This is a genomic window from Nonomuraea sp. NPDC049684 (assembly GCF_044465345.1).
Classification (GTDB): Bacteria; Actinomycetota; Actinomycetes; order Streptosporangiales; family Streptosporangiaceae; genus Nonomuraea.
On sequence record NZ_JBITLO010000015.1, the window covers coordinates 272,714 to 296,724 of the forward strand.

At 68.5% G+C, this 24,011-nt stretch carries 31 protein-coding genes and 2 pseudogenes; 16 read left to right on the forward strand and 17 right to left on the reverse strand.

The genetic code is table 11. From position 1 onward, the window contains the following. Positions 1–136 precede the first annotated feature (136 nt). Positions 137–706, forward strand: coding sequence for a TetR/AcrR family transcriptional regulator (locus ACIBST_RS38170; protein ID WP_397178436.1), 570 nt, complete (start codon positions 137–139; stop codon positions 704–706). Beyond that, positions 696–1,322 (forward strand): hypothetical protein, encoded by a 627-nt coding sequence (locus ACIBST_RS38175; protein ID WP_397178437.1) that lies wholly within the window; start codon positions 696–698, stop codon positions 1,320–1,322. Before ACIBST_RS38170 ends, ACIBST_RS38175 begins: the two co-directional genes overlap by 11 nt. Here ACIBST_RS38175 and ACIBST_RS38180 read toward each other — a convergent pair. Together ACIBST_RS38180 and ACIBST_RS38185 are read right to left on the reverse strand one after the other, a co-directional pair. Then, the gene (locus ACIBST_RS38180) at positions 1,285–1,434 is read right to left on the reverse strand and encodes a hypothetical protein (RefSeq protein ID WP_397178438.1); all 150 of its coding nucleotides are present in this window, start codon (positions 1,432–1,434) and stop codon (positions 1,285–1,287) included. The two genes, ACIBST_RS38175 and ACIBST_RS38180, sit on opposite strands and share 38 nt — an antisense overlap. 263 nt (positions 1,435–1,697) lie before the next feature. Then, positions 1,698–2,750, reverse strand: a complete 1,053-nt coding sequence (locus ACIBST_RS38185) for a sigma-70 family RNA polymerase sigma factor (RefSeq protein ID WP_397178439.1) — start codon at positions 2,748–2,750, stop codon at positions 1,698–1,700. Positions 2,751–2,829: 79 nt separating this feature from the next. Here ACIBST_RS38185 and ACIBST_RS38190 point away from each other — a divergent pair, with 79 nt between their 5' ends. Next, a complete protein-coding gene (locus tag ACIBST_RS38190; RefSeq protein ID WP_397178440.1) occupies positions 2,830–3,189 on the forward strand; it encodes a VOC family protein in 360 nt (119 codons plus the stop codon). 2 nt (positions 3,190–3,191) lie between these two features. After that, positions 3,192–3,851 (forward strand): maleylpyruvate isomerase family mycothiol-dependent enzyme, encoded by a 660-nt coding sequence (locus ACIBST_RS38195; protein ID WP_397178441.1) that lies wholly within the window; start codon positions 3,192–3,194, stop codon positions 3,849–3,851. 156 nt (positions 3,852–4,007) lie between these two features. Here the strand turns inward: ACIBST_RS38195 and ACIBST_RS38200 are convergent, their stop codons facing one another. The 5 genes from ACIBST_RS38200 to ACIBST_RS38220 form a co-directional block, all read right to left on the reverse strand. Continuing rightward, positions 4,008–4,169 (reverse strand): hypothetical protein, encoded by a 162-nt coding sequence (locus ACIBST_RS38200; protein WP_397178442.1) that lies wholly within the window; start codon positions 4,167–4,169, stop codon positions 4,008–4,010. Positions 4,170–4,313: 144 nt separating this feature from the next. Further along, the gene (locus ACIBST_RS38205; protein ID WP_397178443.1) at positions 4,314–5,081 is read right to left on the reverse strand and encodes a hypothetical protein; all 768 of its coding nucleotides are present in this window, start codon (positions 5,079–5,081) and stop codon (positions 4,314–4,316) included. Between the two features lie 171 nt (positions 5,082–5,252). Then, complete coding sequence (locus ACIBST_RS38210; RefSeq protein ID WP_397178444.1) at positions 5,253–6,248, reverse strand: polysaccharide deacetylase family protein; 996 nt, start codon at positions 6,246–6,248, stop codon at positions 5,253–5,255. Positions 6,249–6,304: 56 nt separating this feature from the next. After that, positions 6,305–6,433 (reverse strand): hypothetical protein, encoded by a 129-nt coding sequence (locus tag ACIBST_RS38215; RefSeq protein WP_397178445.1) that lies wholly within the window; start codon positions 6,431–6,433, stop codon positions 6,305–6,307. 360 nt (positions 6,434–6,793) lie between these two features. Then, complete coding sequence (locus tag ACIBST_RS38220) at positions 6,794–8,008, reverse strand: hypothetical protein (protein WP_397178446.1); 1,215 nt, start codon at positions 8,006–8,008, stop codon at positions 6,794–6,796. A 462-nt stretch (positions 8,009–8,470) separates the two neighbouring features. Here ACIBST_RS38220 and ACIBST_RS38225 point away from each other — a divergent pair, with 462 nt between their 5' ends. Next, entirely contained in the window at positions 8,471–9,562 is a 1,092-nt protein-coding gene (locus tag ACIBST_RS38225; RefSeq protein WP_397178447.1) for a hypothetical protein, read from the forward strand. 187 nt (positions 9,563–9,749) lie between these two features. Here the strand turns inward: ACIBST_RS38225 and ACIBST_RS38230 are convergent, their stop codons facing one another. The 3 genes from ACIBST_RS38230 to ACIBST_RS38240 all read right to left on the reverse strand — a co-directional run bounded on the left by ACIBST_RS38230 (position 9,750) and on the right by ACIBST_RS38240 (position 11,501). After that, the gene (locus ACIBST_RS38230; RefSeq protein WP_397178448.1) at positions 9,750–10,112 is read right to left on the reverse strand and encodes a hypothetical protein; all 363 of its coding nucleotides are present in this window, start codon (positions 10,110–10,112) and stop codon (positions 9,750–9,752) included. Positions 10,113–10,266: 154 nt separating this feature from the next. Beyond that, positions 10,267–11,025: an SDR family oxidoreductase gene (locus tag ACIBST_RS38235; protein WP_397178449.1), complete on the reverse strand. Its 759-nt coding sequence runs from the start codon at positions 11,023–11,025 to the stop codon at positions 10,267–10,269. 14 nt (positions 11,026–11,039) lie between these two features. Continuing rightward, on the reverse strand, positions 11,040–11,501 hold the full coding sequence (locus tag ACIBST_RS38240; protein WP_397178450.1) for a carboxymuconolactone decarboxylase family protein: 462 nt from the start codon (positions 11,499–11,501) through the stop codon (positions 11,040–11,042). Between the two features lie 249 nt (positions 11,502–11,750). Here ACIBST_RS38240 and ACIBST_RS38245 point away from each other — a divergent pair, with 249 nt between their 5' ends. From ACIBST_RS38245 to ACIBST_RS38255, 3 genes are all read left to right on the forward strand, one after another. After that, positions 11,751–12,689, forward strand: coding sequence for an RNA polymerase sigma-70 factor (locus ACIBST_RS38245; RefSeq protein ID WP_397178451.1), 939 nt, complete (start codon positions 11,751–11,753; stop codon positions 12,687–12,689). 357 nt (positions 12,690–13,046) lie between these two features. Continuing rightward, positions 13,047–13,304, forward strand: coding sequence for an NUDIX domain-containing protein (locus ACIBST_RS38250; protein WP_397178472.1), 258 nt, complete (start codon positions 13,047–13,049; stop codon positions 13,302–13,304). After that, on the forward strand, positions 13,301–13,483 hold the full coding sequence (locus ACIBST_RS38255) for a hypothetical protein (protein WP_397178473.1): 183 nt from the start codon (positions 13,301–13,303) through the stop codon (positions 13,481–13,483). Before ACIBST_RS38250 ends, ACIBST_RS38255 begins: the two co-directional genes overlap by 4 nt. Here ACIBST_RS38255 and ACIBST_RS38260 read toward each other — a convergent pair. Next, positions 13,427–13,966: pseudogene (locus ACIBST_RS38260) on the reverse strand (helix-turn-helix domain-containing protein). The gene ACIBST_RS38255 and the pseudogene ACIBST_RS38260 sit on opposite strands and share 57 nt — an antisense overlap. A gap of 522 nt (positions 13,967–14,488) precedes the next feature. Between ACIBST_RS38260 and ACIBST_RS38265 the strand changes: the two are divergent. The 7 genes and pseudogenes from ACIBST_RS38265 (at position 14,489) to ACIBST_RS38295 (ending at position 18,370) form a co-directional block, all read left to right on the forward strand. Next, a complete protein-coding gene (locus tag ACIBST_RS38265) occupies positions 14,489–14,842 on the forward strand; it encodes a hypothetical protein (protein ID WP_397178452.1) in 354 nt (117 codons plus the stop codon). After that, on the forward strand, positions 14,839–15,309 hold the full coding sequence (locus ACIBST_RS38270) for a hypothetical protein (protein WP_397178453.1): 471 nt from the start codon (positions 14,839–14,841) through the stop codon (positions 15,307–15,309). Before ACIBST_RS38265 ends, ACIBST_RS38270 begins: the two co-directional genes overlap by 4 nt. Beyond that, the gene (locus ACIBST_RS38275; RefSeq protein WP_397178454.1) at positions 15,306–15,524 is read left to right on the forward strand and encodes a hypothetical protein; all 219 of its coding nucleotides are present in this window, start codon (positions 15,306–15,308) and stop codon (positions 15,522–15,524) included. Before ACIBST_RS38270 ends, ACIBST_RS38275 begins: the two co-directional genes overlap by 4 nt. Continuing rightward, positions 15,524–15,925, forward strand: a complete 402-nt coding sequence (locus ACIBST_RS38280) for a hypothetical protein (RefSeq protein WP_397178455.1) — start codon at positions 15,524–15,526, stop codon at positions 15,923–15,925. The genes ACIBST_RS38275 and ACIBST_RS38280 overlap by 1 nt, the downstream gene beginning before the upstream one ends. Positions 15,926–15,954: 29 nt before the next feature. Next, positions 15,955–16,062 (forward strand): annotated as a pseudogene (locus ACIBST_RS38285) (IS5/IS1182 family transposase); the annotation flags it as partial. Positions 16,063–16,200: 138 nt separating this feature from the next. After that, positions 16,201–18,057 (forward strand): hypothetical protein, encoded by a 1,857-nt coding sequence (locus ACIBST_RS38290; protein WP_397178456.1) that lies wholly within the window; start codon positions 16,201–16,203, stop codon positions 18,055–18,057. A gap of 142 nt (positions 18,058–18,199) precedes the next feature. Next, the gene (locus tag ACIBST_RS38295) at positions 18,200–18,370 is read left to right on the forward strand and encodes a hypothetical protein (RefSeq protein ID WP_397178457.1); all 171 of its coding nucleotides are present in this window, start codon (positions 18,200–18,202) and stop codon (positions 18,368–18,370) included. Positions 18,371–18,922: 552 nt separating this feature from the next. Here the strand turns inward: ACIBST_RS38295 and ACIBST_RS38300 are convergent. From ACIBST_RS38300 to ACIBST_RS38325, 6 genes are all read right to left on the reverse strand, one after another. Next, positions 18,923–20,227 (reverse strand): IS256 family transposase, encoded by a 1,305-nt coding sequence (locus tag ACIBST_RS38300; RefSeq protein ID WP_397178458.1) that lies wholly within the window; start codon positions 20,225–20,227, stop codon positions 18,923–18,925. A 130-nt stretch (positions 20,228–20,357) separates the two neighbouring features. Continuing rightward, positions 20,358–21,245 carry an IS982 family transposase gene (locus tag ACIBST_RS38305; protein ID WP_397178459.1) on the reverse strand — a complete coding sequence of 296 codons (888 nt, stop codon included), beginning with the start codon at positions 21,243–21,245 and terminating at the stop codon, positions 20,358–20,360. Positions 21,246–21,446: 201 nt separating this feature from the next. Then, complete coding sequence (locus ACIBST_RS38310) at positions 21,447–21,839, reverse strand: hypothetical protein (protein WP_397178460.1); 393 nt, start codon at positions 21,837–21,839, stop codon at positions 21,447–21,449. Positions 21,840–22,255: 416 nt separating this feature from the next. Next, positions 22,256–22,489, reverse strand: coding sequence for a hypothetical protein (locus ACIBST_RS38315; RefSeq protein WP_397178461.1), 234 nt, complete (start codon positions 22,487–22,489; stop codon positions 22,256–22,258). Positions 22,490–22,605: 116 nt separating this feature from the next. Continuing rightward, positions 22,606–22,962: an MmcQ/YjbR family DNA-binding protein gene (locus ACIBST_RS38320; RefSeq protein WP_397178462.1), complete on the reverse strand. Its 357-nt coding sequence runs from the start codon at positions 22,960–22,962 to the stop codon at positions 22,606–22,608. 181 nt (positions 22,963–23,143) lie between these two features. Next, positions 23,144–23,515, reverse strand: a complete 372-nt coding sequence (locus ACIBST_RS38325; protein ID WP_397178463.1) for an ATPase — start codon at positions 23,513–23,515, stop codon at positions 23,144–23,146. 6 nt (positions 23,516–23,521) lie between these two features. Here ACIBST_RS38325 and ACIBST_RS38330 point away from each other — a divergent pair, with 6 nt between their 5' ends. Then, positions 23,522–23,809 (forward strand): hypothetical protein, encoded by a 288-nt coding sequence (locus tag ACIBST_RS38330; RefSeq protein WP_397178464.1) that lies wholly within the window; start codon positions 23,522–23,524, stop codon positions 23,807–23,809. Positions 23,810–24,011 lie beyond the last annotated feature (202 nt).

Sequence of the window (24,011 nt, forward strand, 5' to 3'; positions counted from 1 at the left end):
GAAGAGGGCGAGGAACCCGGTTTCACGGTTCGAGCGGTACCCCTCCGGATCGCCTTCGACGTCCTCGCGGTCGCCGCCGTCAGCACGGTGGCGCTGTGTTGATCACAGGGTTACCACTGGGGTGTACCATCGGTACATGCCGTTGCCACGCTTCTACCGCCTGCCCGCCGACCGGCGGGAGTCGATCCTGCAGGTCGCCAGGGAACACTTCGCCCGGGACGGCGCCGACCGCGCCTCCTACAACAAGATCATCGCAGCGCTCGGGATCTCCAAAACGTCGGCCTACCAGTACTTCGACGGCAAGGAAGACCTGTTCGCCGGGGTGATCGAGGACGTGCACGCGCGGATATCCCAGGCACTCGGGGACTGGCCGGACGCCGGCTCGGCCGAAGAGTTCTGGGAGCAGTTGCAGGCGGCCTCCGGCCGGCTGACCGCGCACGGGCTGGCCCATCCCGATGACCTGGCGCTGCTCGACGCGAGCACGGCCCAGGACCCCGCCCCCTGGCTGGCCCCCGTGCTCGACAACGGGCGAGCCCTCGGCGTGATCAGGTCCGACGTGGATCGCGAGCTCATGCTCGTCGCCACCGCCGCCGTCCTGCGCGCCGCCGACGTCTGGGCTGCCGCAAGGCTACGCCAGGGCTCCGCCGTACCGGATGTGATCTGGAGCCTGGTGCGAGGGATGTGGAGCAAGCCCGATGAGAGCTGAGATCGACTGGACCATCCCCGCCACGCCGCCGGGATGGAGGGGTGCGTTCGAGCGGTTCATGGGGCCGGGCAAGAGCCGGGCGGAGCAGCGGATGGAGATCGCCGGCTCGCTCGCGTGCATGGCGCTGCTCGGCTGGCACCTGCTCCTGGCGCCGATCCAGGGGGGCTGGCCGCAATGGCTCGTCACGGTGGTCATCGGCCTCGATCTCGTGGGCGGCGTGATGACCAACGCGACCAACGCGGCCAAGAGGTGGTACCACCACAAACCCTCGCGCGCGCGGCTCCGGTTCGTCGCCGCACACCTCGTCTACCTGGCGGCCATGGCGTTCGTGGTGCTGGACGCCGCATGGGGGTGGTTTCTGACCAATTCCGCCCTTCTGCTGGCGGGCGCTCTGCTCATCGAGATGGTCCGACTGGAGGCCAAGCGGCCCGCTGCCATGGCCGCCTATATGGCCGCGGTGCTGGTCAACCTGACGGCCCTGCCGGTTCCGGAGACCCTGGACTGGTTCACCGTCTTCTTCTTCCTCAAGCTCCTGGTGTGTTATCTGGTGCCGGAGGCGCCCATGCGATCCGCGCCGGTCACTGCATCGGGATCACCCGCAGCGCCTCCTCCTTGAGCTCGCCCGGCGTCTTCATGTCATGCGGCGGAGCCAAGTCGTACTCGATGGCGAGCTGAACCGTCTGCGCCATCCGCTCCCCGGCTTCCCTGGCCAGCAACGTCAACGCCATGTCGATCCCCGACGACACCCCTGCCGCGGTGACGATCTTTCCATCGAAGACGACCCGCTCCTCGACTGCCGTGCTGCCGAGCCTCCAGGTGCCGCACCCGCCCCCAGTGCGAGGTGGCCCTCTTGCCGGCCAACACCCCGGCCGCAGCCGGCGAGCACACCCCGAGCAGGTATCTCGCCCCACCGTCTGACGCATCGACCCTTCACTTCTACGGGCAGAGAAGTGGCCGATGCGATCCTCAGCCAACGCCTGCGGTTTCGCGGTCAGGGAAGCGAGGCGGGCAGCGCGAAGGGTGGGAAGTGGTCGGGACCGAGGAACGAGACGATCTCGCAGATGCGCGGGCCGCGGAGCGCGAACACGGTGATCGACCAGGCGGTGTGCGGCCCGGCGACGTCGCCGCCGAGGTAGAAGGCCACGGCGGGCTGGGCGTTGGCGCTGGTTGGGAGGGTGCGCCAGCTTGGACATCGGGTGATGGGGACTTGCAGGGCGAAGTCGGTGACGGCCGCCAACCCCTTGTACCAGTGCGCCAGAGGCGGCATGGACCAGGTGACGTCCTCGGTCAGCAGGGGCACCAGGGCGTCGATGTCGCCGCGTTCCAACGCCGTCGCGAACGCCGCCACGAGTTTGTGCACCTTGGCGTCGCCGATCGTCCGCAGCGCCTGCTGCTGGCTCATCGAGGGGGTCTTCTCGGCAATGAGCCTGCGGGCCCGCGCCAGGGCGGAGTTCACAGACGTGGTCGAGGTGCCTATCATGGTGGCGATCTCGGCGGCGGAGAACCCGAGAACGTCGAACAGCAGCAGGGCGGCCCGCTGGTTGCCCGACAGGTGCTGCAGGGCAGCGACGAAAGCGAGTTCGACGGACTCGCGCCGCTCGTAACGCGCTTCGGGGGCGGCGCGGCCGTCGGCGAGGCCCTGATCGGGGTAGGGCGCCAACCAGGCGACGTCGGTCAAGGGGGCAGCGTCCAGCACGGCCCGGTCGCTGGATGAGCCAAGGTCGGCGGGCAGCGCCCGCTTGGCGCGGGAGGCGACCAGGTCCAGGCAGGTGCGGGTGGCCACGGTGTAGAGCCACGAGCGCAACGAGCCGCGGCCCTCGAACCGCGCGAGCCCTCGCCAGGCGCGCAGCAGGGCATCCTGCAGGGCGTCGTCGGCGTCGTGAGTCGAGCCCAGCATGCGATAGCAATGGGCATGCAATTCCTGGTACAGCGGCCCGACCAGGCGCGCGAAGGCGGCATCGTCCCCCGTACGAGCTCGGGCCAGGTCAGCCTCCTGACCGCTTCGCACCGGGTCCGCCGGGAGCCCGAAAGATTTTTCCCCCATGAGCGACGATTGTGCCCTACAGCGGCAGTCCTACCAGGTGACGGGCCACACCGGCCCGGCCCCGCCAGAGAGGACTGCCATGACGTCGACCGGATCCCGCCCCGCAGCCGAATGGTTCGACATCTCCACACTCGACGCTCGGCAAGCGCGAGGCTTCTATCAGGAAATGTTCGGCTGGGAGGTGAACGCCATCGACGAGACCTACGCACTCATCGGCGACGACGGCGGCCGTCCTGCGGGAGGGATCGGCCAGGCCGGTCCGAACAGCCCGTATACGGGGATCGTGGTCTACTTCCCGGTTGACGACGTCGAGGCCGCGCTCGCTCGTGCGCAACGGCTGGGCGGCAGCCGGGTCCTGGAGCCGACTCAGACGCCCCTGGGGCGCATCGCGGTATTCGCCGACCTCGACGGCAATCGCGTCGGTCTGGTGAGCCGCTGACCATGACCGAGTTCACACCCGAACCCATCGACAAGGTCCACCTCTGGTCGCTGGTCCACGCCGAACGGGCGGCACTGGCGGCCGACCTCGCGGATCTGACCGATGAGCGATGGGCCACGCCGTCCCTGTGCGCCGGGCTGACGGTCCGCGAGGTGCTGGCGCACATGACCTCTGGGGCGAGCCTCACTCCGGTACGGTGGCTGACCGGCGTCATCCGCTGCCGATTCGACTTCGACCAACAGGTGGCCATGCGGCTGGCCGAACAACTGGGCGCGACCCCGGCCGAGACGCTTGCCAGGTTCCGCCGCATCATCACCAGCACGACCAAGCCACCCTTGCCGGTCATGGCGATGCTGGGCGAGACGATCGTGCACGGAGAGGACATCCGGCGACCTTTGGGCATCCGACGCGACTACCCGATCGACCTGCTCACGCGGATAGCCCACTACTACCGGCGCACGGACATGGTGGTCCTGGCCAAGGGCCGAATCCGCGGCCTGCGTCTCGTCGCGAACGACGGCCCCTTCGAGACCGGTTCCGGCGCTCTCGTGGCCGGCCCGACAGTGGCGCTGACGATGGCGATGACCGGACGCGCCGGCTACTGGAACGAGCTCGAAGGCGACGGTGTTGCGGTGCTCCGCGCCCGCGGTACGGTCACGTGATCCCCACCTCAGGCCTTCACCGTTCGGGCTCTGAGCAGTTCGGTTGCATGTCTGCCTGTACTTGCCTGTGTGCCTTTGCCTGTACGCCGACAGCACGCGGCGGTCATCTGTCTCGACAAGGAAGCCGTGCAGGCGATCGTGGTCGCGCCCGGCGGCTCACTGTCGGACCAGGAGGCCCAGGGTTCCGGGCGCCTCCCAGGCCGCCAGCTGCCGCTCAGGGGCGGATTCCTGCTGCGCGAACTGGTTGATCAGGTCGGCGCGGGCTTGCCGGTCCTGCTCGGACGGGTCCTGTAGGAGGATGGCCACCGGCTCGATCACCCTGCATCGTGACCGCGGGCGTGATGGCGTCGTCGTCGCTGAGGTGGTGCGGGGTCCGGTGACACAGGGGAGGCGACGTGGTCACGGTCGAACGGTTGAGGCCGGTGGAGCAGGGGGCGCGGAAGCCGACTGAGCCACACGAACTTACGTGGTATCGCAATCCCTTATCCGTTTACCCTCACGGATGGGAGTTTCGGTTATTTGCCGATATGTGCTGTCCCAAGGAGGTGACCCCTGAATTCTCCGGGGCTGTATATAGCTCTCGTACTTCCAGAAGCGCTGCCCGTCGCCGATGTACATGCCTACCCGCTCGGCGAGATGATAGCCACCGTTCTGACTACCGCGTTTCGACAGCTCCTTCGCGATGGGCGAAGCGAACTCAAGCAGCTCCTCGCGACATGGGCCAATAGACACGCTATACGCATACTTGAACGTGTCGCTATCCAGCTCGGCCGTCTCCAGCATCACGAACTGAAGCGCCGAGACGTTCCTGTTGCGGATAAGGTAGCGGAAGGAGCCTCCCAAGTTGGAGGACTCCGACGAGGCTTTCTCGACGAAGTCAACTCGCGCCGCAAATTTGTCCTCGTATTCGCGCTGCTGTTTCTGGTCGGCGGCGGCTGCGCTCGATTGTTCCTCTCGCCAGATTCTGCGTTCGTGCTCCAACTGCAACTGAGCCGTGCGTTCCTGCTCCTGGGCATAGAGCACGGAGGCAACCGCAGCACCCGAGCTGATCAGTGCCGCAGCAGTAGCAAGGATGGCAGCAATGCCGATCCTCGACTTCCCGCTGGTTGAGGTATTCGGGTTGGCTCTATCGCCCTGTATTCGACGCCTGAAATGTGCGGTCTTCCGTCGTGAGGCCTTGTCGCCTCTGGCGACGCCAGGCCGGAATCGAGGCCCCTTAGAGCTGGTCACGTTGACATTCTGCATCTCGTGACGCGCTGAAGGGCGGTCTGTGCAGATTGTGAGGCTCTTCTGTACGTGCTGATATCACATTGTCGCGGTGATCACGCCGCCATGGCGGAGGTTCTGAGTGGTCAACGGGCTACTTGGCGGCTGGGGCCACACTCGGGAGGAGGACGCCTTTCAGGCGGAGCGGCTCGGTTGAGGCCATGCCTGCTGAATGACGCGGTAGTCGATCACGGTGATGTTCTCTTGGCGGAGAAGGTCGCGGGCGGCTGCCGAGGTGAGAAATTCGTAGTCGGTTTGCCGTACGAGCCAGCCGCTGTCGATCGTGCGGGTTTGGCGGGTGCCCACGCTTGGATGTACTGCCCATTCGCTGAGTCCTGCCGGTAGATCGCGCAACAGGCGGGAGTATTGGGCCCCTTTGTGGTCGGTGGGCAGGGAGAAGCTATCCAGGAAGGGGTGGTCGATGACCGGCATGCCTTGTGCGCGGATCTCCTGCCGCTTGGGTTGCAGCCAGACCCGTACGGCCAGGCCATGTTCTGCGGCCAGTGCCAGGGTCAGGTCAAGGATGTCGTCGCGGCCGCCGTCGGCCAGACAGTGGAAGTCCAGGTGCGTCGGGGTGAGCCCGCCATCGAGGGCTGCGTGGATTTGTGCTCGGAACTCGAGTTCGACCTCGTCGAGGCGCGCGCCGGCGAGCAAGGCGGCACGGCCAGCGGGTGTGGCGGCGAACATCAGTCCCTGCTCGTCGAGCAGCGAGGCGACCTTCTCTTTCGGGGTCAGCGGTCCCCACCGGTAGTGAGGAGTGTCGCAGACCAAGGTGAGGTGGATGCCGAAGGGGATCTCGGGCTGCTGGCGGAGCAGTTGCAGGGCGTGGTGCGCGGCCGGGCAGGGCGTCATCAGGCTGCAGGACGTGGCGATTCCCGCTGCGATGGAGTCGATCACGGCGATGTTGATGTCGTGGTGCATGCCCAGGTCGTCGCAGTTGACGATGAGCACCCGTGCCTCTGGCGGAAAGCCGAGCAGTTCGGTTGAGAGCATCGAGGGCGAAATCGATGCTGCGGCATGTTCGTGCATACGGACAGGGTGGCTGTTGGGGATCATCTCGCGCATGCGGATTTCACGCCCGCCAGTCAACACCAGGGTCGAGGGCAACGCCGGTGCCTGCTCTTTCGGCAACGCGGCGCCCCGTACATCTCAGATAAAAAGGGTGCCTCACCCTCGACTCGGTGGTCTCAGGCGGCGTCGCCGCCCTGCCTCTTCCCCTCCCGATCCTCGTTCTTGTCGGCTCGCGACTGCGCCTCGCGGTCCAGGCCGTCACGGGCGCTGGGGCTGTCGGGCTTCGTGGCGGCCGTGGACTGCACGCGGGCAGCCGCCTCCTTGTCTCATGGGGTGTGTTTGCTCATGCGACCACATCTACCGGTCGACGGCCCAGTGCCAGGGCAGGCCAAGGCAACCGCCGCGTCAAGGTGGCCGACGGGGTACGCGGTCGCGCAGCGGGCGTCGCCTTGGTGCCTGTGAGCGCACCGCGGCCGCGGCGCCTGGGCGGAGCCCCGTACCTACAGATCGTCACAGCCTTTCGTCACGCGGATCAGCGGCCTTCAGGGCCGCGAGGACGGCCTGTTCCAGGCTGCTGTGCACGCTCAGCACAGGCCTGGCGCCGGTGGTGTCCAGCAGGCGGTCGGGTGATTCCTGCAGGGCGGCCAGATGGAAAGAGGCGCAGGTCAGCGGCTCAGGCCGGGCCCGCGGTCGACGCCCCTACTCGGCGCCGGCCGGCAGGGCTGCGGGCGCACACGCTCGCTCTGCCGCCCCGGCGCCGGACTATCCGGGCTGTCGCTGCGAGCGGCCGCCTCACCCTGGCGCTGAGCGTTCTCGGTGCGAGCGGCATGTTCGATCTCGCGCCGGTCGGGCGGCAGGTCGGCGCGACGCCGGCGTTCGTCATGCACAGCGACCAGTTCGGCCTGGGCCACCTGGTGCACCCGTCGAGCCCGGTCGGCGCGCTGAGCGGCGGCGTCGACGTCGCGGGCCCATGCCCCGCGCCGGGCCGATTCCCAGTCGCGTTCGAGATCGTGGTGCCGGCGTCGAACCAGCGGCCAAGCGGTGACCGGCGGGGCGAGGGCGGCGGTCTGCTCGGCGGCCGCCTCCGATGCCAGGCTCTGCCGCAGCACCAGGGCCAGGCGGTCACGCGCGGCGGCCAGGTCCTCGCGCAGGCGGGGCAGCGCGGTCTCCAGCTCTCGGCGCCGTGCCCGATGGGAGGGACGCAGGCGCCCCAGCCCGTCCAGCTCGCGATGCGGGCGGCTCTCGCGCTGGCCCAGTCGGCGGATCTGCTCGCGGCCGCCGGCCACGTCCTGGCGGGCCTGCTGCAGCCAACGGGCGGCCTGTTCTGCGGCCTGGACCTGGCGTGCCTGCTCGCTCAGGCGGGCCTGCTGTTGCTTCAGCGCCTGCTCGGCAGGACCGCCGCCATCCTGGACGTAGTGGCGCATGTCCTGCTCGGCGGCGTGCACGGCGGCGGCCGCCGCGGTGACGCGCTCGCTCAGTGTGTGTTGGCGGGCGGCCAGCTGGCCGTCGGTGAGCAGGCCGACCCCGTATGGGCTCCTGGTCAGCGCCAGCAGAACGCTGGCCCGGCGGAGGGCGGCCGTCGCCTCACGCTCGGCGTCGGCCAACTCCTGGCGGGCTCGACGCAGGCCTTCGCCATCTCGGGCATGTTCTGCGTGCTGGCCGGCGATCGGCTCGAGCTCGGCGGTGATCAGCCGGTCGGCGCGGTCGCCGCGCAGGGTGGCGGCGTAGGCGGCGACGGCGCGCTGCAGCTCAACCTCATGCCCCTCCGGCTCGCCGAGGCGGGCCCGGTCGGCGTCGCTCTCCAGCGGCTCGCGCGGCAGATACAGGGGGTCTTCTCCCGAGCGTGTCCCCAGCCGCCAAGTTGCTCTGTGAGAGATCACGGTGGCGGTTCGTGATCATCACGAGTCGGGCATACGACGGTCTAGCGAGACCGGCCCCCGAGAAGGTTCCCGGGGAGACATGACGGACGGTCCGAGCGAGCGCCGCACGCTTCTCGGACCGTTACTTGTCCAGGCGACTTCCGCGACCGACCGGAGGCGGCCCGCCGCAGCCGTCATCCACTGTGGCCTGCGGCAGCGCTCGCCCTTGAAAGCTCATGGCAGGGATCCGAGCGGAGAGGGTCCGGGCGGGGCATGGAGAACCACGAACGGCCCCCGCCATGCTGCGAGGACCGTTCGCGGGGCGTGCCCTGAGAGGGATAGGGGCCCGCCGGTCGATCACCGTGCCCGGCGATGACGCCGCCTGAGCGCTCATGGCGACGCGAGCCCTTGTGGGACCCGGGTGTGTCCTCGGGGGGAGGGACAGCACTGTGCACAATTAGTTAACCTCCTTTCCAGTTCCTCGTGAACGGAGGTATCGGCATGCGCCGTCCGGCCGCGCTCGTCTCCTTACTCCTCCCCCTCCTTCTCCTGCCCGTCCCCGCCCAGGCCGCCGCGACCCCGCTGCAGGTCTACGGCGCCTGGCACTGCGGTGATGACGCCTGCATCTGGGGCAACGTCCGCAGCCCAACAGACTTCGACGCAAAGAACCACTGGCTGATCGACCGGGGAGACGGCCGCCCCTCGGTCAACCTCGTGGTGCTCAGCTTCGTCCACCCGGTCAAGTTGCTGCACAAGACCACCGACACGCAGACCCTCGACGGCGTACCGCGCGGCATGACCGCTGACATCGTGAACTACTTCACCAGCCGCGGAATCCGCGTGATGCTCTCCATCGGCGGCATCACGTACACCACCGCGTGGAACTCCGCCCTGGCGGAGAATGCGGCGCAGTTCGGGCGCAACGCGGCCGAGGTCGCCCAGCGCCTCGGCGTCGGCATAGAGATCGACTACGAGGAGAACAGCAGGCCCGACCTGGCCGGTCTGCAGGCCTTCGTCGACGCCTACCGCTCCGCCCTGCCCTACGACGCGAGCGGTGCCAACCCAGCCGCCCGGCTGACCATCGACCTCGCCGCCGGTGACCGCTGGCTCATCGACATCACCAGGAAGGCGACCGCGGACTGGCTGCGCACCGACACCCCGGTCCTGGACTACGCCAACGCGATGGTGCCCGCCCAGCAGCCCAGGAGCTCCGACGCCATCGCCAACTGGCAGGAGCACATCGACGGCAAGACCACCTACTCTCCGCCGATCCCGTCGCTGGCTCCGGCCAAGTTCACCGGCGCGTTCTACATCGCTGAAGGAAGCAAGGTCCGCGCCGAATGCACGAACTTCAGCACCTCGCTGCAGAAGTCCACGGGATCGTTCGTCCAGACGGCCGCGCCGAAGGGCGCCGGACTCACTTCCGGCATGCTCGGCTACATGTTCTGGGCCGCCGAACGTCCCTCCACAAGGGGCGTGACCACCGCACCTCCGAACTCCTGCGAGGGAGGAGTGGGCGGCGGCGCCACCGCGTACGCCGTCCCCCTCCCGATGCCCGCCCTACGGCAAAGCTGACCGCCTCCCGGGACCGGGCCGCCGGTCCCGGGACAGACCGATTACCCGTCCGAGATTCGGTGACGGGCCACTGGTGTCGTCGCCAGCGCTGTCGAATCGGGGACGAAACTCAGCAGATGATAGGGAGCGGTCATCGATGACGGACTCAGACCGGCGCCGGACCGGACAGCCCGAGGTTGACACGCTCCTAGACCAGGCCGACGCCGCACATCAAGCGGTGGCCGAGCTCGTGACGATCACCCACGCCGAGCGCATCGACTCCCAAGCCCGGCTCGCCGAACACGAGGCGCTGCACGAGCGGTACCAGCAGGCCGAAGCCGAGCTCGACGCCGCGTCGGCCGCCGGCGATCGGGGCCAGCTCCTCAGCGCCCGCCGAGCTCGCGATGAGGCCAGCGCCGTCTGTGACCGTGTCGGCCGCGTGCTGCGTGAGGAGATGGCGGGGCTCGCGGAGGCGGGATTCGAGCGCAACGGTGCGCTCCTGGGTCAGGTGCGCACTGCGTCGCGGGCTGAGGACGAGTGCGGTCGTTGGGTCGATGGTGGTGACGGGCATGAGTGAGCCCCTTCCCGGGATGCGGTGATGAGTCCGGGCGTCAACCTGAGCCCCTGAACGCCGCTGGCGAGCGAGGTTCAGAGGAAGCCTTGTTCTCGGAGCTCAGTGCTGTGAAGCTCCGAGAACAAGGCCAGGCCGCGGTCATGCGGTCGGCTCAGGGCTGGGTGTCGAGCCACTCCTTGAAGGTCGGGCCGGCGAGCTTGGCATGCGGGCTGGGCAAGAACCCGCCCTCGGCGGCGATCTCGGCATCGGGCATGCCCGAGCCGTCAACGCCGGCGACCTTGATGCCTCGGCGGGCGCCGAGTAGTGCGGCCGCCTCCGCCAAGGTCTCCTTCCGGGGCCCGGCGATCTCGGGGATCGGCCTTCCTGGAGTGGGCTCGCCGGGGTCGAGGGCCAGGTCGACCAGTTCCTCGGCCACGGTGCGGCAGGCCACGAGCTGGGTGGGCAGGGCCGGGATGTAGGCGACGTCGCCCTGCTGCCAGTCCAGAAGGTGACCGACGAACTCGTGGAACTGCGCGGCCCGCAGAATGCGGACGGGAAGCGGGCCGGACAGCAGGAGTTCCTCGTGCGTCTTCTTGGCGGCGAGGAAACCGGCGGTGGCCTTGTCGACGCCGATGATGGACGCCACGGCGATCCGGGCTACCCCCGCCTTCTGACCGTACTCGTGCAGATTGCGGGCCGACGTGCGGAAGAACTCCGTCGCCGCCTCCTGCTCGGAGGCGTGCCACGAGGCGACGTCGATGACGACATCCACCTCGGTGAGCGCCTCGGCCAGGCCCTCACCGGTGATGATGTCCACGCCGGTGGCCCGGGACATCGGCACGACCTCGTGCCCCCGTTCGGTGAGGACGTCGACCACGTGGCGTCCCAGCCGCCCGGTCGCTCCCGCCACCGCGAACTTGGTGATGCTCATGCTCTGTGCCTTTCTTACTCGCTGTAGTTCTGGCCAGGGGGCATGCCAGGGATCGGCTTGGCGATGAGCGCGGCGGGGGTGAAGAAGCCGATATGGGCGATCGCCATGATGAGCGTCCACAGCGCCTTGTCGTCGTAGTGCGCGGACGCCTTGGCGTACAGCTCGTCGGGGACTCGCTCCCCGGACGGGTTCGGCGTGAGAACGGCCTCCACCAACTCCAGCGCGACCCGTTCGGCGTCGGTGAAGTAGGTGGCGTCCCGCCAGGTTGCCACGGCGGTGATGCGCTCCTCTGATTCCCCTGCCTGGCGGAGGTTGCCGGTTTCCCTGATGGTGAAGTACGTGCTGCCGAGCATCTGCCCGGCACGCAGTTGCAGCAGGTGGACGGTGATCTGCGGAATCGAACCGTTCTTAATGACCTTGTGCAAACCTCCGGCGACTTCCGCCATCTCGGGGACGAACGGGATGGGGTTGGGCATGCGCGACCGGAGGTCGGTCGTCGTGGGAGCGGACATGGCGAGGGCTTCCCTTCTCAAACTCGGGCTCGTGGTGTCGCATGCCGCACGGATCGTTCGCGCGGCGTCCTGACGACCACGAGACGCCGGTCACCCGCCCCCTGTAACAGCGCTGACGTGTGACGTGGGCCACGGATCGCAGGTGTTACGAAGCAATCGGCAGCGGCGTCTTGTGCGTGTGATAAAGCTGAGTGCGGACAGGCAGGGCCAGGCATGAGTGAGCGCGGCGAGCGAACGACGGACACACCGGGGCCGTCCGTTCATGCCGACTGCGTGGACTCCGCCACCGAGGCGTTCGTCGCCCATCGCAACCTGTTGTTCACCGTCGCCTACGAGATGCTCGGCTCGGCCGCCGACGCCGAAGACGTCCTGCAGGAGGCCTGGCTGCGATGGGTGGGCGTCGACCTCGACAGCGTGCGGGAGCAGCGTGCCTACCTGGTGCGGATCGTCACCCGGCAGGCGCTGGACCGGCTGCGTGCGCTCGGCCGGCGTAAGGAGTCCTACGTGGGACCGTGGCTGCCCGAGCCGTTGCTGACCGCGCCGGATGTGGCCGAGGACGTGGAGTTGGCCGACAGCGTCTCGATGGCGATGCTGCTGGTGCTGGAGACGCTCCAGCCGATCGAGCGGGCGGTGTTCGTGCTGCGCGAGGTGTTCGATCTGGACTACGACGAGATCGCCGAGGCCGTCGGCAAGAGCCCGTCCGCGGTCCGTCAGCTCGCCTATCGGGCACGGGCACACGTCGCCGCGCGCCGGCCACGCGGCACCGGCTCCCCGGCCGAGCACCGAGCCGCCCTCCAGGCTTTCCAACGAGCGGTCGAGACCGGCGAGCTGCAGAGCCTGCTCGACATCCTCGCGCCGGACGTCGTCGCCCTGAGCGACGGCGGCGGAATAAAGCATGCCCTGCTGCGGCCCATTGTGGGGGCTGACAACGTTGCTCGCCTGCTGGCCGTCGGCTGGTGGAAGCGCGACGCGGAAAGGTCGGTTGAGCTGGTGCAGATCAATGGCGGCCCGGGGCTGCTCGTCCGCGTCAACGGCGAGATCGACGGCGTGGTGGCGGTGCGAGTGGAGAACGGCTACGTCACCGGCGCCTACCACGTGCGCAATCCCGAGAAGCTGTCGCGTATTGACCAGCAGACCGCCGTGACCCGCTGAGAACCCGTCAGGAGACCTGTCACCCGAGGAATCCTGAACGCGCAGATCTTCGCGCACGGTCGCGGCCGGTGTGGTCGCGGCCGTACGCCTGACGTCTCAGGCTCCTTTGTCCGAGCACCTGCCGCTACAAGCCGAATACGAAATGCCGCTGGAAGGCGGAGAACACGATCGCGGTGGGGCGCGCCAGAATGCATCTCACAGGACACCAGCTCACGGTTGACGCCCAAGCTGTGACACAGAAGATCAGTTCACACCTGGAAAATGATCGTTTCCGTGGCGGTAGCCCAGGTCTCGACCCTCTGTGAAGGAGGTTTCGTGCATCCCGCCCTTGAACCGCAGCATGGCCGCGCCCAGGGGATGCCGGTCGGGCCGGTTCCGCGTCCCAGCGCTCGAGTCGTCCTCATTGACGACGCTGATCGGCTTCTGTTGTTCTCCAGTCGTGACCAGCGTAACGGGATGGTGCGCTGGTACACCCCGGGCGGCGGCGTCCAGGACGGGGAGTCTCATCAGGAGGCGGCGCTGCGTGAACGGCGAGAGGAGACCGGGCTGACGGGCATGACACTGGGCCCGGAGGTATGGCGAGGCGGCCCTGGATCACGGAGCGGGACGGCGTGACCTACGAGGTCCGCCAGCGCTACTACCTGGCACGTGTTCCCGCGTTCGAGATCGACACCACGCGAATGGAGGACTTCGAGAAGACAAGCATCACCGGTCACCGCCGGTGGACAGCGCAAGAACTAGCTGTACTGACCACAGAGGTTAGGTACGCGGCTGGCGGGCGGGTGGCCGCCTAGCTAGTGCGGTGTGTGCTCGGTGGTGATTGTAGGCGTGGAGCCAGGATCGGAATGCTTGCCGGCGTTCGGTTTCGCTGGTGTAGGGCTGGGCGTAGGCCCACTCGTCGGCCAGGGGGCGGTGGCGCGGTCCAGGTGTCGCAGGCGGGCCAGGCCGTGGCGTGACAGTACGCGGTGCACGGTGGAGGGGTGCAGGCCCAGGAGGTAGGCGATGCGGGCCGGTCCCCATCGGCGCAGGATGCGTACTTTGATGATGCGGCGTTCGGTCCGGGCCGGGGTCTTGCGGGGGCTGTGGTGCGGCCGGCTGGGCCGGTCGGTCATGCCGGCGGGGCCGAGCTGGCGGTAGCGGTCGGCCCATCGTTTGGCGGTGCTGACCGCTACTTGGAAGCGTTCGGCGGCACGGCGGAGGGGCCAGCCGTCCTCCACCACGCAGCGGGCCAGGCGTAGGCGTCCGAGTTCGGTCAGCGGCGCGTTACTGTGGGGCATGAAGGGCCTCCGGGGCTCGACGTAGATGTCGCAATCCACACCGAACCCGTAGGCCCTTTCCTATGCAACGATCTTGGGGATCGTGTCGCCTGGCGTTCTCAACCTCTGTGGTCAGTACAACTAGCGGCAACAGGCGATCTCCTGCGACCTGCTGGACTGCCGCACCTGTTCGCCGACCTGCTCGTCGATGGCCCGCCCGCGCATCCGGTCCCGGTCGACGGTTGAGCCAGGACTCGTGGGCTTTGCGCTTGATGGGGGAACGTCGGCGCGTCATTCCCTCCGTCCGGGAGGATCAGCATCGTGACCACCCCACCGGAGGCGACGAACGGGCTGCCCGAACGTGACGAGGCCCCCGGCACCATCACGCACTCACCCCAGGAGCAAACGTGACAGAAGAGCTGCAACGCCTGACCACCGTGGAACGCCGCAGGGGCGCAACTCGATCTCGTCCTGCGCTACGGCGATCCGTACGAGCAAGAGGCCGCTCGTACGAGCACGCACGTCTGGATCGACCCCCAGCGCGTGGTCTCCCAGGTGGCCCTGGCCCTGTACGAGGAAGCACGCAACGGCCGCTCCCGAGACGGAGCCGCCCCGGTCACCGGCAAGGACGTCGAGGCCGCCCTGACCGCGGCCGTCGACGCCCGCGTCGCTGCCGAGCTCGACGAGCTGTGCCTGCTGCACACGGCCCGGGTCCGCGGCGTGTCCTGGGAGCAGATCGCCGCCCTGCTGTCCTCCAGCACGGCCGTCGGGGGCATCACACCCGACCAGGCGCGGCGCCGGTACACGGAGCTGAAGAAGCGGCACCCCACCGACATCATCCTGCGCGCCAGCGCCGCTCCCCTCGACACCCCGATCGACGCTCCGGCCGTCCCATGAAGTTCGACGAGCGCCGTGAGGCGCTGCGCAGGCTCATCCAACGCCAGGGGGATGATGCCGAGCGCGAGCAGGCCGCCCGCACGCAGTCGCACTACTGGGTGGACCCCCAGCGCGCGGTGTCCCTGGTGGCCCTGGCCTTGGAGGAGGAAGCGGACTTCGGCCGCCGCCTGCTCGGCTACGACTCGATCAGTGACGCGGACGTGGACGCGGCCCTCATGGCGGTCGTCGACGCCCGCACCGCCGCCGAGCAGCGGGAACTGATCGTGTTGCACGCCGCTCGCGCTCGCGGCCGCCCCTGGGAACAGATCGCCGAGCTGCTGAGCCACAGCCTGCCCGCTCCCACTGCCGTAACCGCGGCCCAGGCCAAAGCCCGGTTTGCAGCGTTGCGTAAGAAGTACCCCTACAGGGCCGGCCAACTGCCCCGCACGGTCACCAGCAACCCCGCCGCCCCCTCGGAGCCGTCATGACCAGTTCGACCCCCGCGCCCGGCCCAGCTGCTGTTCCCGGCGCCGAGTTTCACGCAGCGCTGCCCGACCTGTGTACCCTGAGCGAAGCGCTGTACGGCGCGCTGTCGCAGCCGATGAACCAGGCCGACCCGTACCCGAGATCGCCTGGCAACTGGCCAAAGCTCTGGCGTTCCTGCTCAACGCTGCCGACCGGTCCGGCGATCACGCGGCGCTGATGGAGGGGCTGGGCCAGGTCAGCGACTCCACCGCCATCGCCGCCTCCCGTGCCCGTGCGGTGCTGGCCGCCGGCGTGCTCGCGCTGGCCGCTGACCGCGCCGCTGATCGCGAGAACCGCACCGCGCTCGGCGACAGCCTGACCACCCGCGTCACCGCCGAGCTGCTGACCGCCGACGAGCACGGCGACAGCTACGGCGGCCCGCGCGACCTGCTGGACATGGAGCTCACCGGCGACAGCATCGCGGTCAAGAGTGAGCTGCACGGCACCCTGGCCACCGACGCGCGCGCCCTGTTGGACTGGGACGCCGTGCTGCGCGCCCTCGGCGCCGCCTACGACCGCGCCACCACGCCTGCGCGTGAGCATCCAGACGACCAGTCCGCCCCCGGGACGACACCGTGACCGAGCTACTGACCCGACCCGATCCGGGCAAGGCGCGCAACGTCGTCGAACGGGCGATCAACCGGCTGAAGAACTTCCGGGCCGTTGCCACTCGCTATGACAAGCGCGCCGACATCTTCCTCGGCACCGTGTCACTCTGGCCGCCCTGGTCATCTGGCTCCGAACCTGATCCAAAGGGAGCTTCTAGAGAGTACCGGCTGCCATTTTCCGACACTTCCCGGCCATGCTAGATCATTCCCCTTGTCGTGGCGACGGCCAGCCGAGAAACTTAAACAATGTCACACGCTCTGTCTCCGGATATTCAGGCGATCGAGCGCATGGCCGTGCTCCTGGCCGATGTGTCCGACCCTGAACTGTTGACGCGAGCCGCCACCCTGCGCAGGCGACAGGCCACAGGAGAGAGTCCGGACGCGCTGCTGTCCGAAGCGTTCGCGCTCGTTTCTGCGACGTTCGGCAGGATCTTCGGCCGCCAGTGCACTCCCGCCGAGCTGCGGGCCGGCATCGCACTGTACCGCGGAGCGGTGGTGGAGCTCGCCGACCGCACGGCCTGGCCCGTCGCCGCGACACTCGCCGTCTTCCTCGGCGCTGTGGAAGGCAGGGGCGTCCATCTGATGGCCGATGACGGCGCGCCCATCATGGCAACGCTGTGTGAGCGCCTCGGCCTGACGGTCGCCCGCCTGTCCGACGACATGGAGGCAGACGAGCGACGACTCGCCTATGCGGCGGACGTGACGGTGGGACGGGTCCAGACGTTGGGCTACGACCACCTGATCGACAATCGCGTGTCGGGCCCCAACGAGCGGGTGCAGCGCGAGCTGTACCGCGCCATCGTGATGGAAGCCGACCTCGTCATGCTCGACCAGTTGACCACCTACCTCACCCTGAACCGCGACGGCATCCGCACGGCGTCGATCAGCGTGCGCGCCTATCTGGCCCGGTACGAGTCCGTGGCCGGGATTGCTGCGACGGTCCTGACCGAAGCAGCCGAGTTCACCCACCTCTATGGGCTTTCCGTGGAAACCGTCGACACGGCGCACCCGACCGCGCGGCGTGACCATCCCGACCTGCTGTACACCACGACCGAGGCCAAGCTGAACGGCCTCCTCGATGCCATCGCAGGCCACCACGCCGAGGCCCGGCCGGTGCTGGTGGTCACGGACTCCGTGGAGATCACCGGGCGGCTGGCCGACCTGCTGGCTGCCCGCGGCCTGCCGGTCGCATCGCCTCACCCGGAGCGCCCGCTGGCTCGCGCGGGACGCCCGGCGACGGTGACCCTGTTCGCGCAGCCCACGGTGGAGGGCGAGGTTGCCTTGGGCGGTGACCTGGACTGGCTTGCCCAAGAGCACGTGCTGGCGTCGGGCCTCGATCCCGCCGTCGCCTCCGGCGACGCTTGGGACGAGGCAGCGGCCGCGGCCAGGCAGGAGCTGCTGCCCGCGTGGACGGCCGACCGCGATCGGGTGATCGAGACAGGGGGGCTGGTGGTACTGGTCGCCGAGTATCCGGGCACCAGGCGCCTGGAGGCGCGCCTGCGGGCGCTGGCGGGGACACGGGGGGACACCCGGGTCTTCGTGGCGCTGGACGAGGGTTGGACATGGCACCGGTATGCCGACTGGCTGTACCGCCTCATCCTGAAGCACATCACCGAGCCGTTGGAGGGGTCGCTGCTCGCCAGGGCCGTCGAGCGTGCCAAGCGGCAATGTGAGGCGCGGATCGCCGGCTACCGGCGCCGGATGGCGGCCTACGACGCGGTTCTCTCGGCGATCGGGAAGCAGATGGACGCCGAGCGCCGAGCGATGGTGGAGGGCGCCGAGCCGCTGGGAGCCATCCTGGCCTTCACCGAGGGCGAGCAGGCACCGCCTAGAAAGGTGGACAGCGAGGCACTGCGCCTCATCGCCCAGGAGATCATCGACGAGCAATGGACGGCCTGCCTAGCCGAGCTCACGGCGATGTACGACGACTACGGACGGGAACGGTACACACAGGAAGCGTTGCCCGCCTTCCGGGAACAGGCCGAGGCCACCTACAGGGCGATGCGCGAGAGGGCAGCCAAAGCACTCACGGATCGGCTGCCTGTGCTGGGAGCGTACTGGTACATCTCCTCTAGAGACCTCCCTCCTTGGTCAGCGCGCTGAAGGGGTTGCCGGCCACGACGGTCTGGCGGTTTCCTGGTCAGCCGGCTGCCGTCGCTTACGAACGCAGGGCCGCACCTGATCTAAGAAACAGCTCTACCACAGAGGATGGACGGCAGGGCGTTCGTGCCGCTTTCAGGTGATCATGGCGGTCCAGATGCCCACCGGGATGGACAGCAGCACGCCGGCGATGAGGCTGACGATGTGTGAGCATCCACTCGCGGCGCCGTTGGCGGGGCTGCTCGGCGAGAGCCGCGGCCTGGTTTCTGGCTGCGAGCGCGTCAGCGAGCTTGTCGATCTGCGGGTCGGTGAGTGATGACTCCAGGAGAGTCTACCGGCCCAGCGGCACAAGGTGCTTGTGGCCGCGAGATCCCCAAGCGGCTCGCGGACGACCGGGATGAAGATGCGAACTTGCGCCCCGTCGCGATGCGAGGAAAAGGCTGTCCTGAGGCAGGAGGCCCCCGTCGCCGGCTCCCACTTTGCTCGCCCCGTGCCTGGCGCGCGGTTGAGGGCCGCAACGCTCTCCCCTGTGCACCCCTGGGCCTGGATGTCTAGCAGGCGGCCATATCGCGATTACCGCTGTAGCCGAGTTGCTGCTGATCTTGATGCTCGCCACGACCGTCACACACTGGCGAACGCTGGCACGGAGGGGCGTTCACGAGTACGGCTGAACAGCCGCTATAGGAGTCGAGAGAAGATCGCTTCCCGCGAGCTCGTTGATCGTTTCCCGGCGAGGCAACGCGCCGGGCGATGGCCAGAGGTGTCGATCTTTGGTTGGATGTCGCGATGCACACATCTGGGAAGCCGGTAAAGCTGGCCATCTATGGCGAGGGTGTGTCCAGTCAGTGGTGTATCTCGTCTTGCGTGATTAACGGGTGGTCGGGGTGAGACGGCCTTCGAAGGTGATGACGAAGGCGTTCAGGGCGGCCTTCCAGCGGGTGATCCAGCGTTTGCGGCCCTTGCCGGTCGGGTCCAGACTCATGATCGCCATGTAGACGCACTTGAGCGCGGCTTGCTCGTTCGGGAAGTGGCCGCGGGCCTTGACCGCCCGCCGGATCCGGGCGTTGACCGACTCGATGGCGTTGGTCGAGCAGATCACCCGGCGAATCTCGGTGTCGAAGTTGAGGAAGGGCACGAACTCGGCCCAGGCGTCCTCCCACAACTTCACGATCGCCGGGTACCTGCCGCCCCAGACCTCGGCGAACTCGCAGAACCGCTCCAGCGCGGCGGCCTCGGTCGGGGCGGTGTAGACCGGCTTGAGCGCCTTGGCGATGGCATCCCAGTGCTGACGGGCGGCGTACCGGAACGAGGCACGCAGCAGATGCACCACACATGTCTGGACGACAGCTTGCGGCCAGACGCTCTCGATGGCCTGGGGCAGCCCCTTCAGACCGTCGCAGACCACCATCAGCGCATCGGCCACGCCGCGGTTCTTGATCTCGGTCAGCACGTGCAGCCAGAACTTGGCGCCCTCGCCGCCGTCGCCGGCCCACAAGCCGAGGATGTCGCGCTCGCCGTCGACGGTGACGGCCAGCGCCACGTAGATCGGCCGGTTGGCGACCTGCCCCTCACGCAGCTTCACATGGATCGCATCGACGAAGATCACCGGGTAGACGGGGTCGAGCGGCCGGTTCTGCCACTCGGCCATCCCCTCCAGCACCTTGTCAGTGATGGTCGAGATGGTCTGCTTGGACACCTCGGCGCCGTACACCTCGACCAGGTGCGCGGAGATCTCACCGGTCGTCAGGCCCTTGGCGGCCAGCGAGATGACCATCTCATCGACCCCGGACAGCCGCCGCTGCCGCTTGCGCACGATCTTCGGCTCGAAGCTGCCGTCCCGATCGCGCGGCACGGTGATCCCGACCGGCCCGACGTCGGTGATGACCGTCTTGGAGCGGGCGCCGTTGCGGCTGTTGGTCGTCTCGCCGCCGGAGCGCTGGTGCTTGTCGTAACCGAGATGGTCGGTGATCTCGCCTTCCAGCGCGGACTCCAGCACCAGCTTGGTCAGCCGGCCCAGCAGCCCGTTCTCGCCGACCAGTTCCACGCCCTCGGCCCGGGCCTGGTCGACCAGCTCCCGATCCGAATCCTTGGCGTTGCTGCCCTTGGGCTGCCTGCGCGCCACGTCGGCGTCCTCCAGCTCGATCTCCGTCGATGCCTGGATCACAGTACTCATCAGGTGCGTTCTCCTTGATCAGGAGTTACACCAGTGACCGTACAGTCCCCGGGGTCTGCCAAGTGCTTCCGGCAGCGGCCTTCCGTGCTTCCGGAAGCACCCCCGCTAGACGAGTAAGTCCTAAGTCGGGTTAGTGATCGTAGTTGATCAGTGATCGGGTGAGGGGCTGGCCGGTGTGGCGGTTGTGCCAGATCGCGGCGGTCAGGGCGAGGATGCGCTGGGCGATCCGGGTGCCGACGCCGTTAGCGGGGCGGCCTCCGTGAAGCTCCAGGTCGAGCTGGCCTTTGAGGGTGTCGTTGACAGACTCGATGAGCTGGCGGATGGGTTTGAGCAGGTGCTCGCCAGGGCGGGATGTGCGGTTGCGGTAGGACGGGCGCAGCAGCCGCACCCCGCGTTCGGCCAGGAAGGCGTCCAGATCGGCGGAGATGTAGCCTTTGTCGCCGATGATGAGCAGGCCGGGACGGTCGGCGAGCAGGGTCGGATCGTGCTCGCAGATGGCCATCAGGACCTGGCGTTCGTCGATGTTCGGGGTTGCCAGGGCCCAGCTGATGGGCAGTCCGGCCGGGGTGCAGATCAGGTGCAGGCGCAGGCCCCAGAACCAGCGGGAGCGGCAGTAGCCGTAGCCGGCCCACCCGGCCAGGTCTGAACGCTGGGTGGTGGGACGGGAGCGACCGCACTCGATCGGCGTGGAGTCCACCACCCACAGGGGGTCGGCCCACAGGTCGGTATCGGTGGCCAGCGCTCGGATCGCTCGTTTGAGCAGCGGCAGGGCCTTGTGCAGGCGTTTGTTGTAGCCGGATTGGCCGGGCAGGCAGGGGAAGGCGCCGGGCAGATGCGTCGGGACGTAGCGCAGCCAGCGGGCCTCGGAGTGGATGCCGAGCAGCACCTGGGCAACTGCCAGAGTGAGCAGTTCGGCGTCGGTCAGCTTTGGTTTGCGCCCCAGCCGCGGCCGGTGGCCGAGCCAGTCGTCGATGCTGACGTACAGTGCGGCGAGAAGGGTGTTGAGGTCTGTCTTCACAAACCGATCGTCAACACCCTTCGTCATGTACGCACTCCGTACCGCAGCGACATAGGACTTACTCGTCTAGCACCCCAAACCACGCCCTGAACAGGCCGGTAGCAGGTAGCAGTCGGACAGTGGAAAACCCGGAACCTGGCTTGGGAGGGTGCTCTGCTACCCCCTCCGCCAGGGCCTGCTTCCGCAACCGGCGGCGCGACGTTACCTGCGGTGGCGAGGTAGCGGGTGAGCCTCCAGGGCGCAGCTGATGAGCTCGCTGCGCGAACGGGCGCCTGTGGCGTCGACCAGGTCGTCGATGACGTTCGTGTCCGCCTCCGTGGCCTGGAAGGACCACAGGCGGCGGCCGTCACGCGCGGCGGCCGCCGTGGTCGACGCGCCATGCCGAGGCGGGAACAGGCTGTCCTCACGTTGCATCGGACCCGCGTGCCTGCGTGCGACCAGGTCGGGCGGCTCGGCGCGCAATGCGTCGATGGCCTCGACCACCAGCTGGTAGTTGTCGACGCGGCGCGAGCGGCGGCGACGGCTGGCCGCCTGAATGGCGGCGGGCAGCAGGTAGACCCCGACCGGGAACGTGTCGGGCGGCCCGTCGGGCACCTAGCGACGCTCGGCGACGTGGGCCTGGCCCTCCTGGGCCTGCTCAGCTGTCGCGCCAGGATCGGGCGCGGGCGTCGGTGAGGACGGGGCGGGAGCTGAGGCGACGGTGTCACTGTCCTGGCCCGCCTGCTGACGTGCGGGCAGGAGACCGCCGAGTCCGCCGGCAGCGCCGGGCCCGAAGACGCTGCCGAGGCTGCCTGGGGTGTCGATGCTGGGCTGGTTCATGACTGCTGTTCCGCGGCGGCCAGGAGTTGCAGGATCTCGGCGCCGAGCTGACGGTAGTCCTCAGCGAGGGTGCCGGCAGTGGATGCGATGCGCCGCTCAGGCGGAGCGCCCGAGCGGAGCGTCGCCGCCGTTCGATCAGTGGCGACGGCTGCGGCCGGGACGGCGTCGGCCTGAACCGAGCCAGGGGCGGTCTACTTTTTCTTGCGCTTCTTGCTCTTGGCATCGTGGGTGAAGGGCATGGAGATCCCGGCCGGGTTGTCACCCTGGACGACAGTAGCGCCGTCCCCGCTCACCACCGTGGTGTTGATGTGGATGTCCCCCGTGCCGAGATTAAGGGGGCCACTCACGTCGTGAATGACTGTCCCTGCGTCGCCCCGCACGTCGCCGTCGTCCCTGAAGATGCGCGTCGAGGACGCCGAGACCACGGCCGGCTTCCTCGCCTTCTACGCCCGCGCCCGCGCGTCCTCGGAAATCTCGGCGGTGCTGGTGGTTGGATGCTGGAGGGCGTCCCGGGGCAGATGGGCACGGCCGGGCCGCGGGGTCAGGTCGTGCGGGCCGCGTCATAGGCTGCTACGACACTCTTGGGGGCCTTGTTGCGCCAGGCGTGCTCGACAAGTTGCTGGATCCGTTCCGGCGGGACGGCCGCGAGGTCGACCCGCAGGCCCACCCAGATCTTCGTGGCGGCGGTCCGCCACACCTCGCTGTAGACAGCGGGGTCGGCGGTCACAGCTGTGGCGGCCTCCTCCTGGCTGACGGAGAACACCGCGGTCGCGTCCCCCTTTTCCATGCCGGCGAACGGCCTTCCCTTCACCTTGAACCCCGGCAGCCGGAAGTGGGTGAACTCCTCCACCTCTGGTAAGGCAGTCGCGAACCGACGCAGATCGTCAAGCGTGATCATGTGATCTCCCTTCCTCGGCCGCATGCTAATCGATCGCTTGTACGAACAAGAGATCAAAGGTCGCTTCCATACGCCGAGATCCCCTGGCCCCTCGCTGTTCAAGGGGGGCCGGGGGATCTCGGCGTACGGGTGGTTGGATGCTGGAGGCGTCCGGGGCCGATAGGGACGGTCCCGGACGCCTCTACGGGGTCAGCACCCGGGGCAGGTGCGCGTGCCGGTGGTCGACGTCGACCGCCTGGCCGTGCTCGCGCAGCCGGGCGGCCAGGATCTCCACCAGGCCGGCCGCGCGATGTTTCCCGCCGGCGCATCCGATGGCGATGCTGCGCGGGCCCGCGGGCAGCATCGCGTACGCCACCAGGTTGTCGACCAGCTCGGCGGCGCCGGGCGTGCCGAGCACGACCTGCTGGACGCGTTCGTCACGGCCATCCAGATCGAGGATGCCGCCGTTGCGGGCGGCTGCCGGGTCGCGCAGGCGCCGGCGGACGTCTTCGACGCGGTCGGCCTCGGGCGGCGGGCCGTGCAGGTAGCCGAACGAGATGAGCGTGAGTGCCATGATGCTGTGTCCTTCCTCGGGTCACGCCGAGCACACCCGTACGAGGCCGGGACCGAGGCCGTGGCCGTGCCGCTCGCACTGTACGGACTGAGCCACCTCGGCGACCCGCACCTGTCAGCCGAGCTCAGCAAGCGTTCGATCCCGGACGGTCACCTCTACCCGGCCGACCACAACACCTCGACCGCCGGCTGGACCCCGGACGACAGCGGAAGCGGCACCTGGGACGGAGGGGGCGGCGGCTGGGACGGCGGAGGCGGCGGCGCGGGTGACGGTGGGGGCGGCGGCGGGGCCTGAAACGGCGCACGCCGGGCCGCGAAGGCTGCCCGGGGGTCGTGATCGGCAAGCGAAGATGAGGCGATGGCCGCCCGGTGGCATGGGGACGGGGCTAAGGCTGCGGTGTGCGCTGCTGCGATCTCACCAGGGCGGTGAAGGCCTCGATGGCATCGACGAGCGCATCGAAGCGGACCGAGTGGTACAGGTCGAAGGCGTGGTTGCC

Bases quoted from the DNA above. Each gene is read 5' to 3' on its own strand.
- ACIBST_RS38320 (WP_397178462.1), bottom strand. From the start codon at position 22,962: ATGATCACGCTTGACGATCTGCGTCGGTTCGCGACTGCCTTACCAGAG.
- ACIBST_RS38170 (WP_397178436.1), top strand. From the start codon at position 137: ATGCCGTTGCCACGCTTCTACCGCCTGCCCGCCGACCGGCGGGAGTCG.
- ACIBST_RS38270 (WP_397178453.1), top strand. From the start codon at position 14,839: ATGAAGTTCGACGAGCGCCGTGAGGCGCTGCGCAGGCTCATCCAACGC.
- ACIBST_RS38275 (WP_397178454.1), top strand. From the start codon at position 15,306: ATGACCAGTTCGACCCCCGCGCCCGGCCCAGCTGCTGTTCCCGGCGCC.
- ACIBST_RS38230 (WP_397178448.1), bottom strand. From the start codon at position 10,112: ATGCCCGTCACCACCATCGACCCAACGACCGCACTCGTCCTCAGCCCG.
- ACIBST_RS38240 (WP_397178450.1), bottom strand. From the start codon at position 11,501: ATGCCCAACCCCATCCCGTTCGTCCCCGAGATGGCGGAAGTCGCCGGA.
- ACIBST_RS38180 (WP_397178438.1), bottom strand. From the start codon at position 1,434: ATGGCGTTGACGTTGCTGGCCAGGGAAGCCGGGGAGCGGATGGCGCAG.
- ACIBST_RS38235 (WP_397178449.1), bottom strand. From the start codon at position 11,025: ATGAGCATCACCAAGTTCGCGGTGGCGGGAGCGACCGGGCGGCTGGGA.
- ACIBST_RS38300 (WP_397178458.1), bottom strand. From the start codon at position 20,227: ATGAGTACTGTGATCCAGGCATCGACGGAGATCGAGCTGGAGGACGCC.
- ACIBST_RS38245 (WP_397178451.1), top strand. From the start codon at position 11,751: ATGAGTGAGCGCGGCGAGCGAACGACGGACACACCGGGGCCGTCCGTT.
- ACIBST_RS38195 (WP_397178441.1), top strand. From the start codon at position 3,192: ATGACCGAGTTCACACCCGAACCCATCGACAAGGTCCACCTCTGGTCG.
- ACIBST_RS38185 (WP_397178439.1), bottom strand. From the start codon at position 2,750: ATGGGGGAAAAATCTTTCGGGCTCCCGGCGGACCCGGTGCGAAGCGGT.
- ACIBST_RS38290 (WP_397178456.1), top strand. From the start codon at position 16,201: ATGTCACACGCTCTGTCTCCGGATATTCAGGCGATCGAGCGCATGGCC.
- ACIBST_RS38325 (WP_397178463.1), bottom strand. From the start codon at position 23,515: ATGGCACTCACGCTCATCTCGTTCGGCTACCTGCACGGCCCGCCGCCC.
- ACIBST_RS38295 (WP_397178457.1), top strand. From the start codon at position 18,200: ATGGCGGTCCAGATGCCCACCGGGATGGACAGCAGCACGCCGGCGATG.
- ACIBST_RS38250 (WP_397178472.1), top strand. From the start codon at position 13,047: ATGCCGGTCGGGCCGGTTCCGCGTCCCAGCGCTCGAGTCGTCCTCATT.
- ACIBST_RS38175 (WP_397178437.1), top strand. From the start codon at position 696: ATGAGAGCTGAGATCGACTGGACCATCCCCGCCACGCCGCCGGGATGG.
- ACIBST_RS38280 (WP_397178455.1), top strand. From the start codon at position 15,524: ATGGAGGGGCTGGGCCAGGTCAGCGACTCCACCGCCATCGCCGCCTCC.
- ACIBST_RS38190 (WP_397178440.1), top strand. From the start codon at position 2,830: ATGACGTCGACCGGATCCCGCCCCGCAGCCGAATGGTTCGACATCTCC.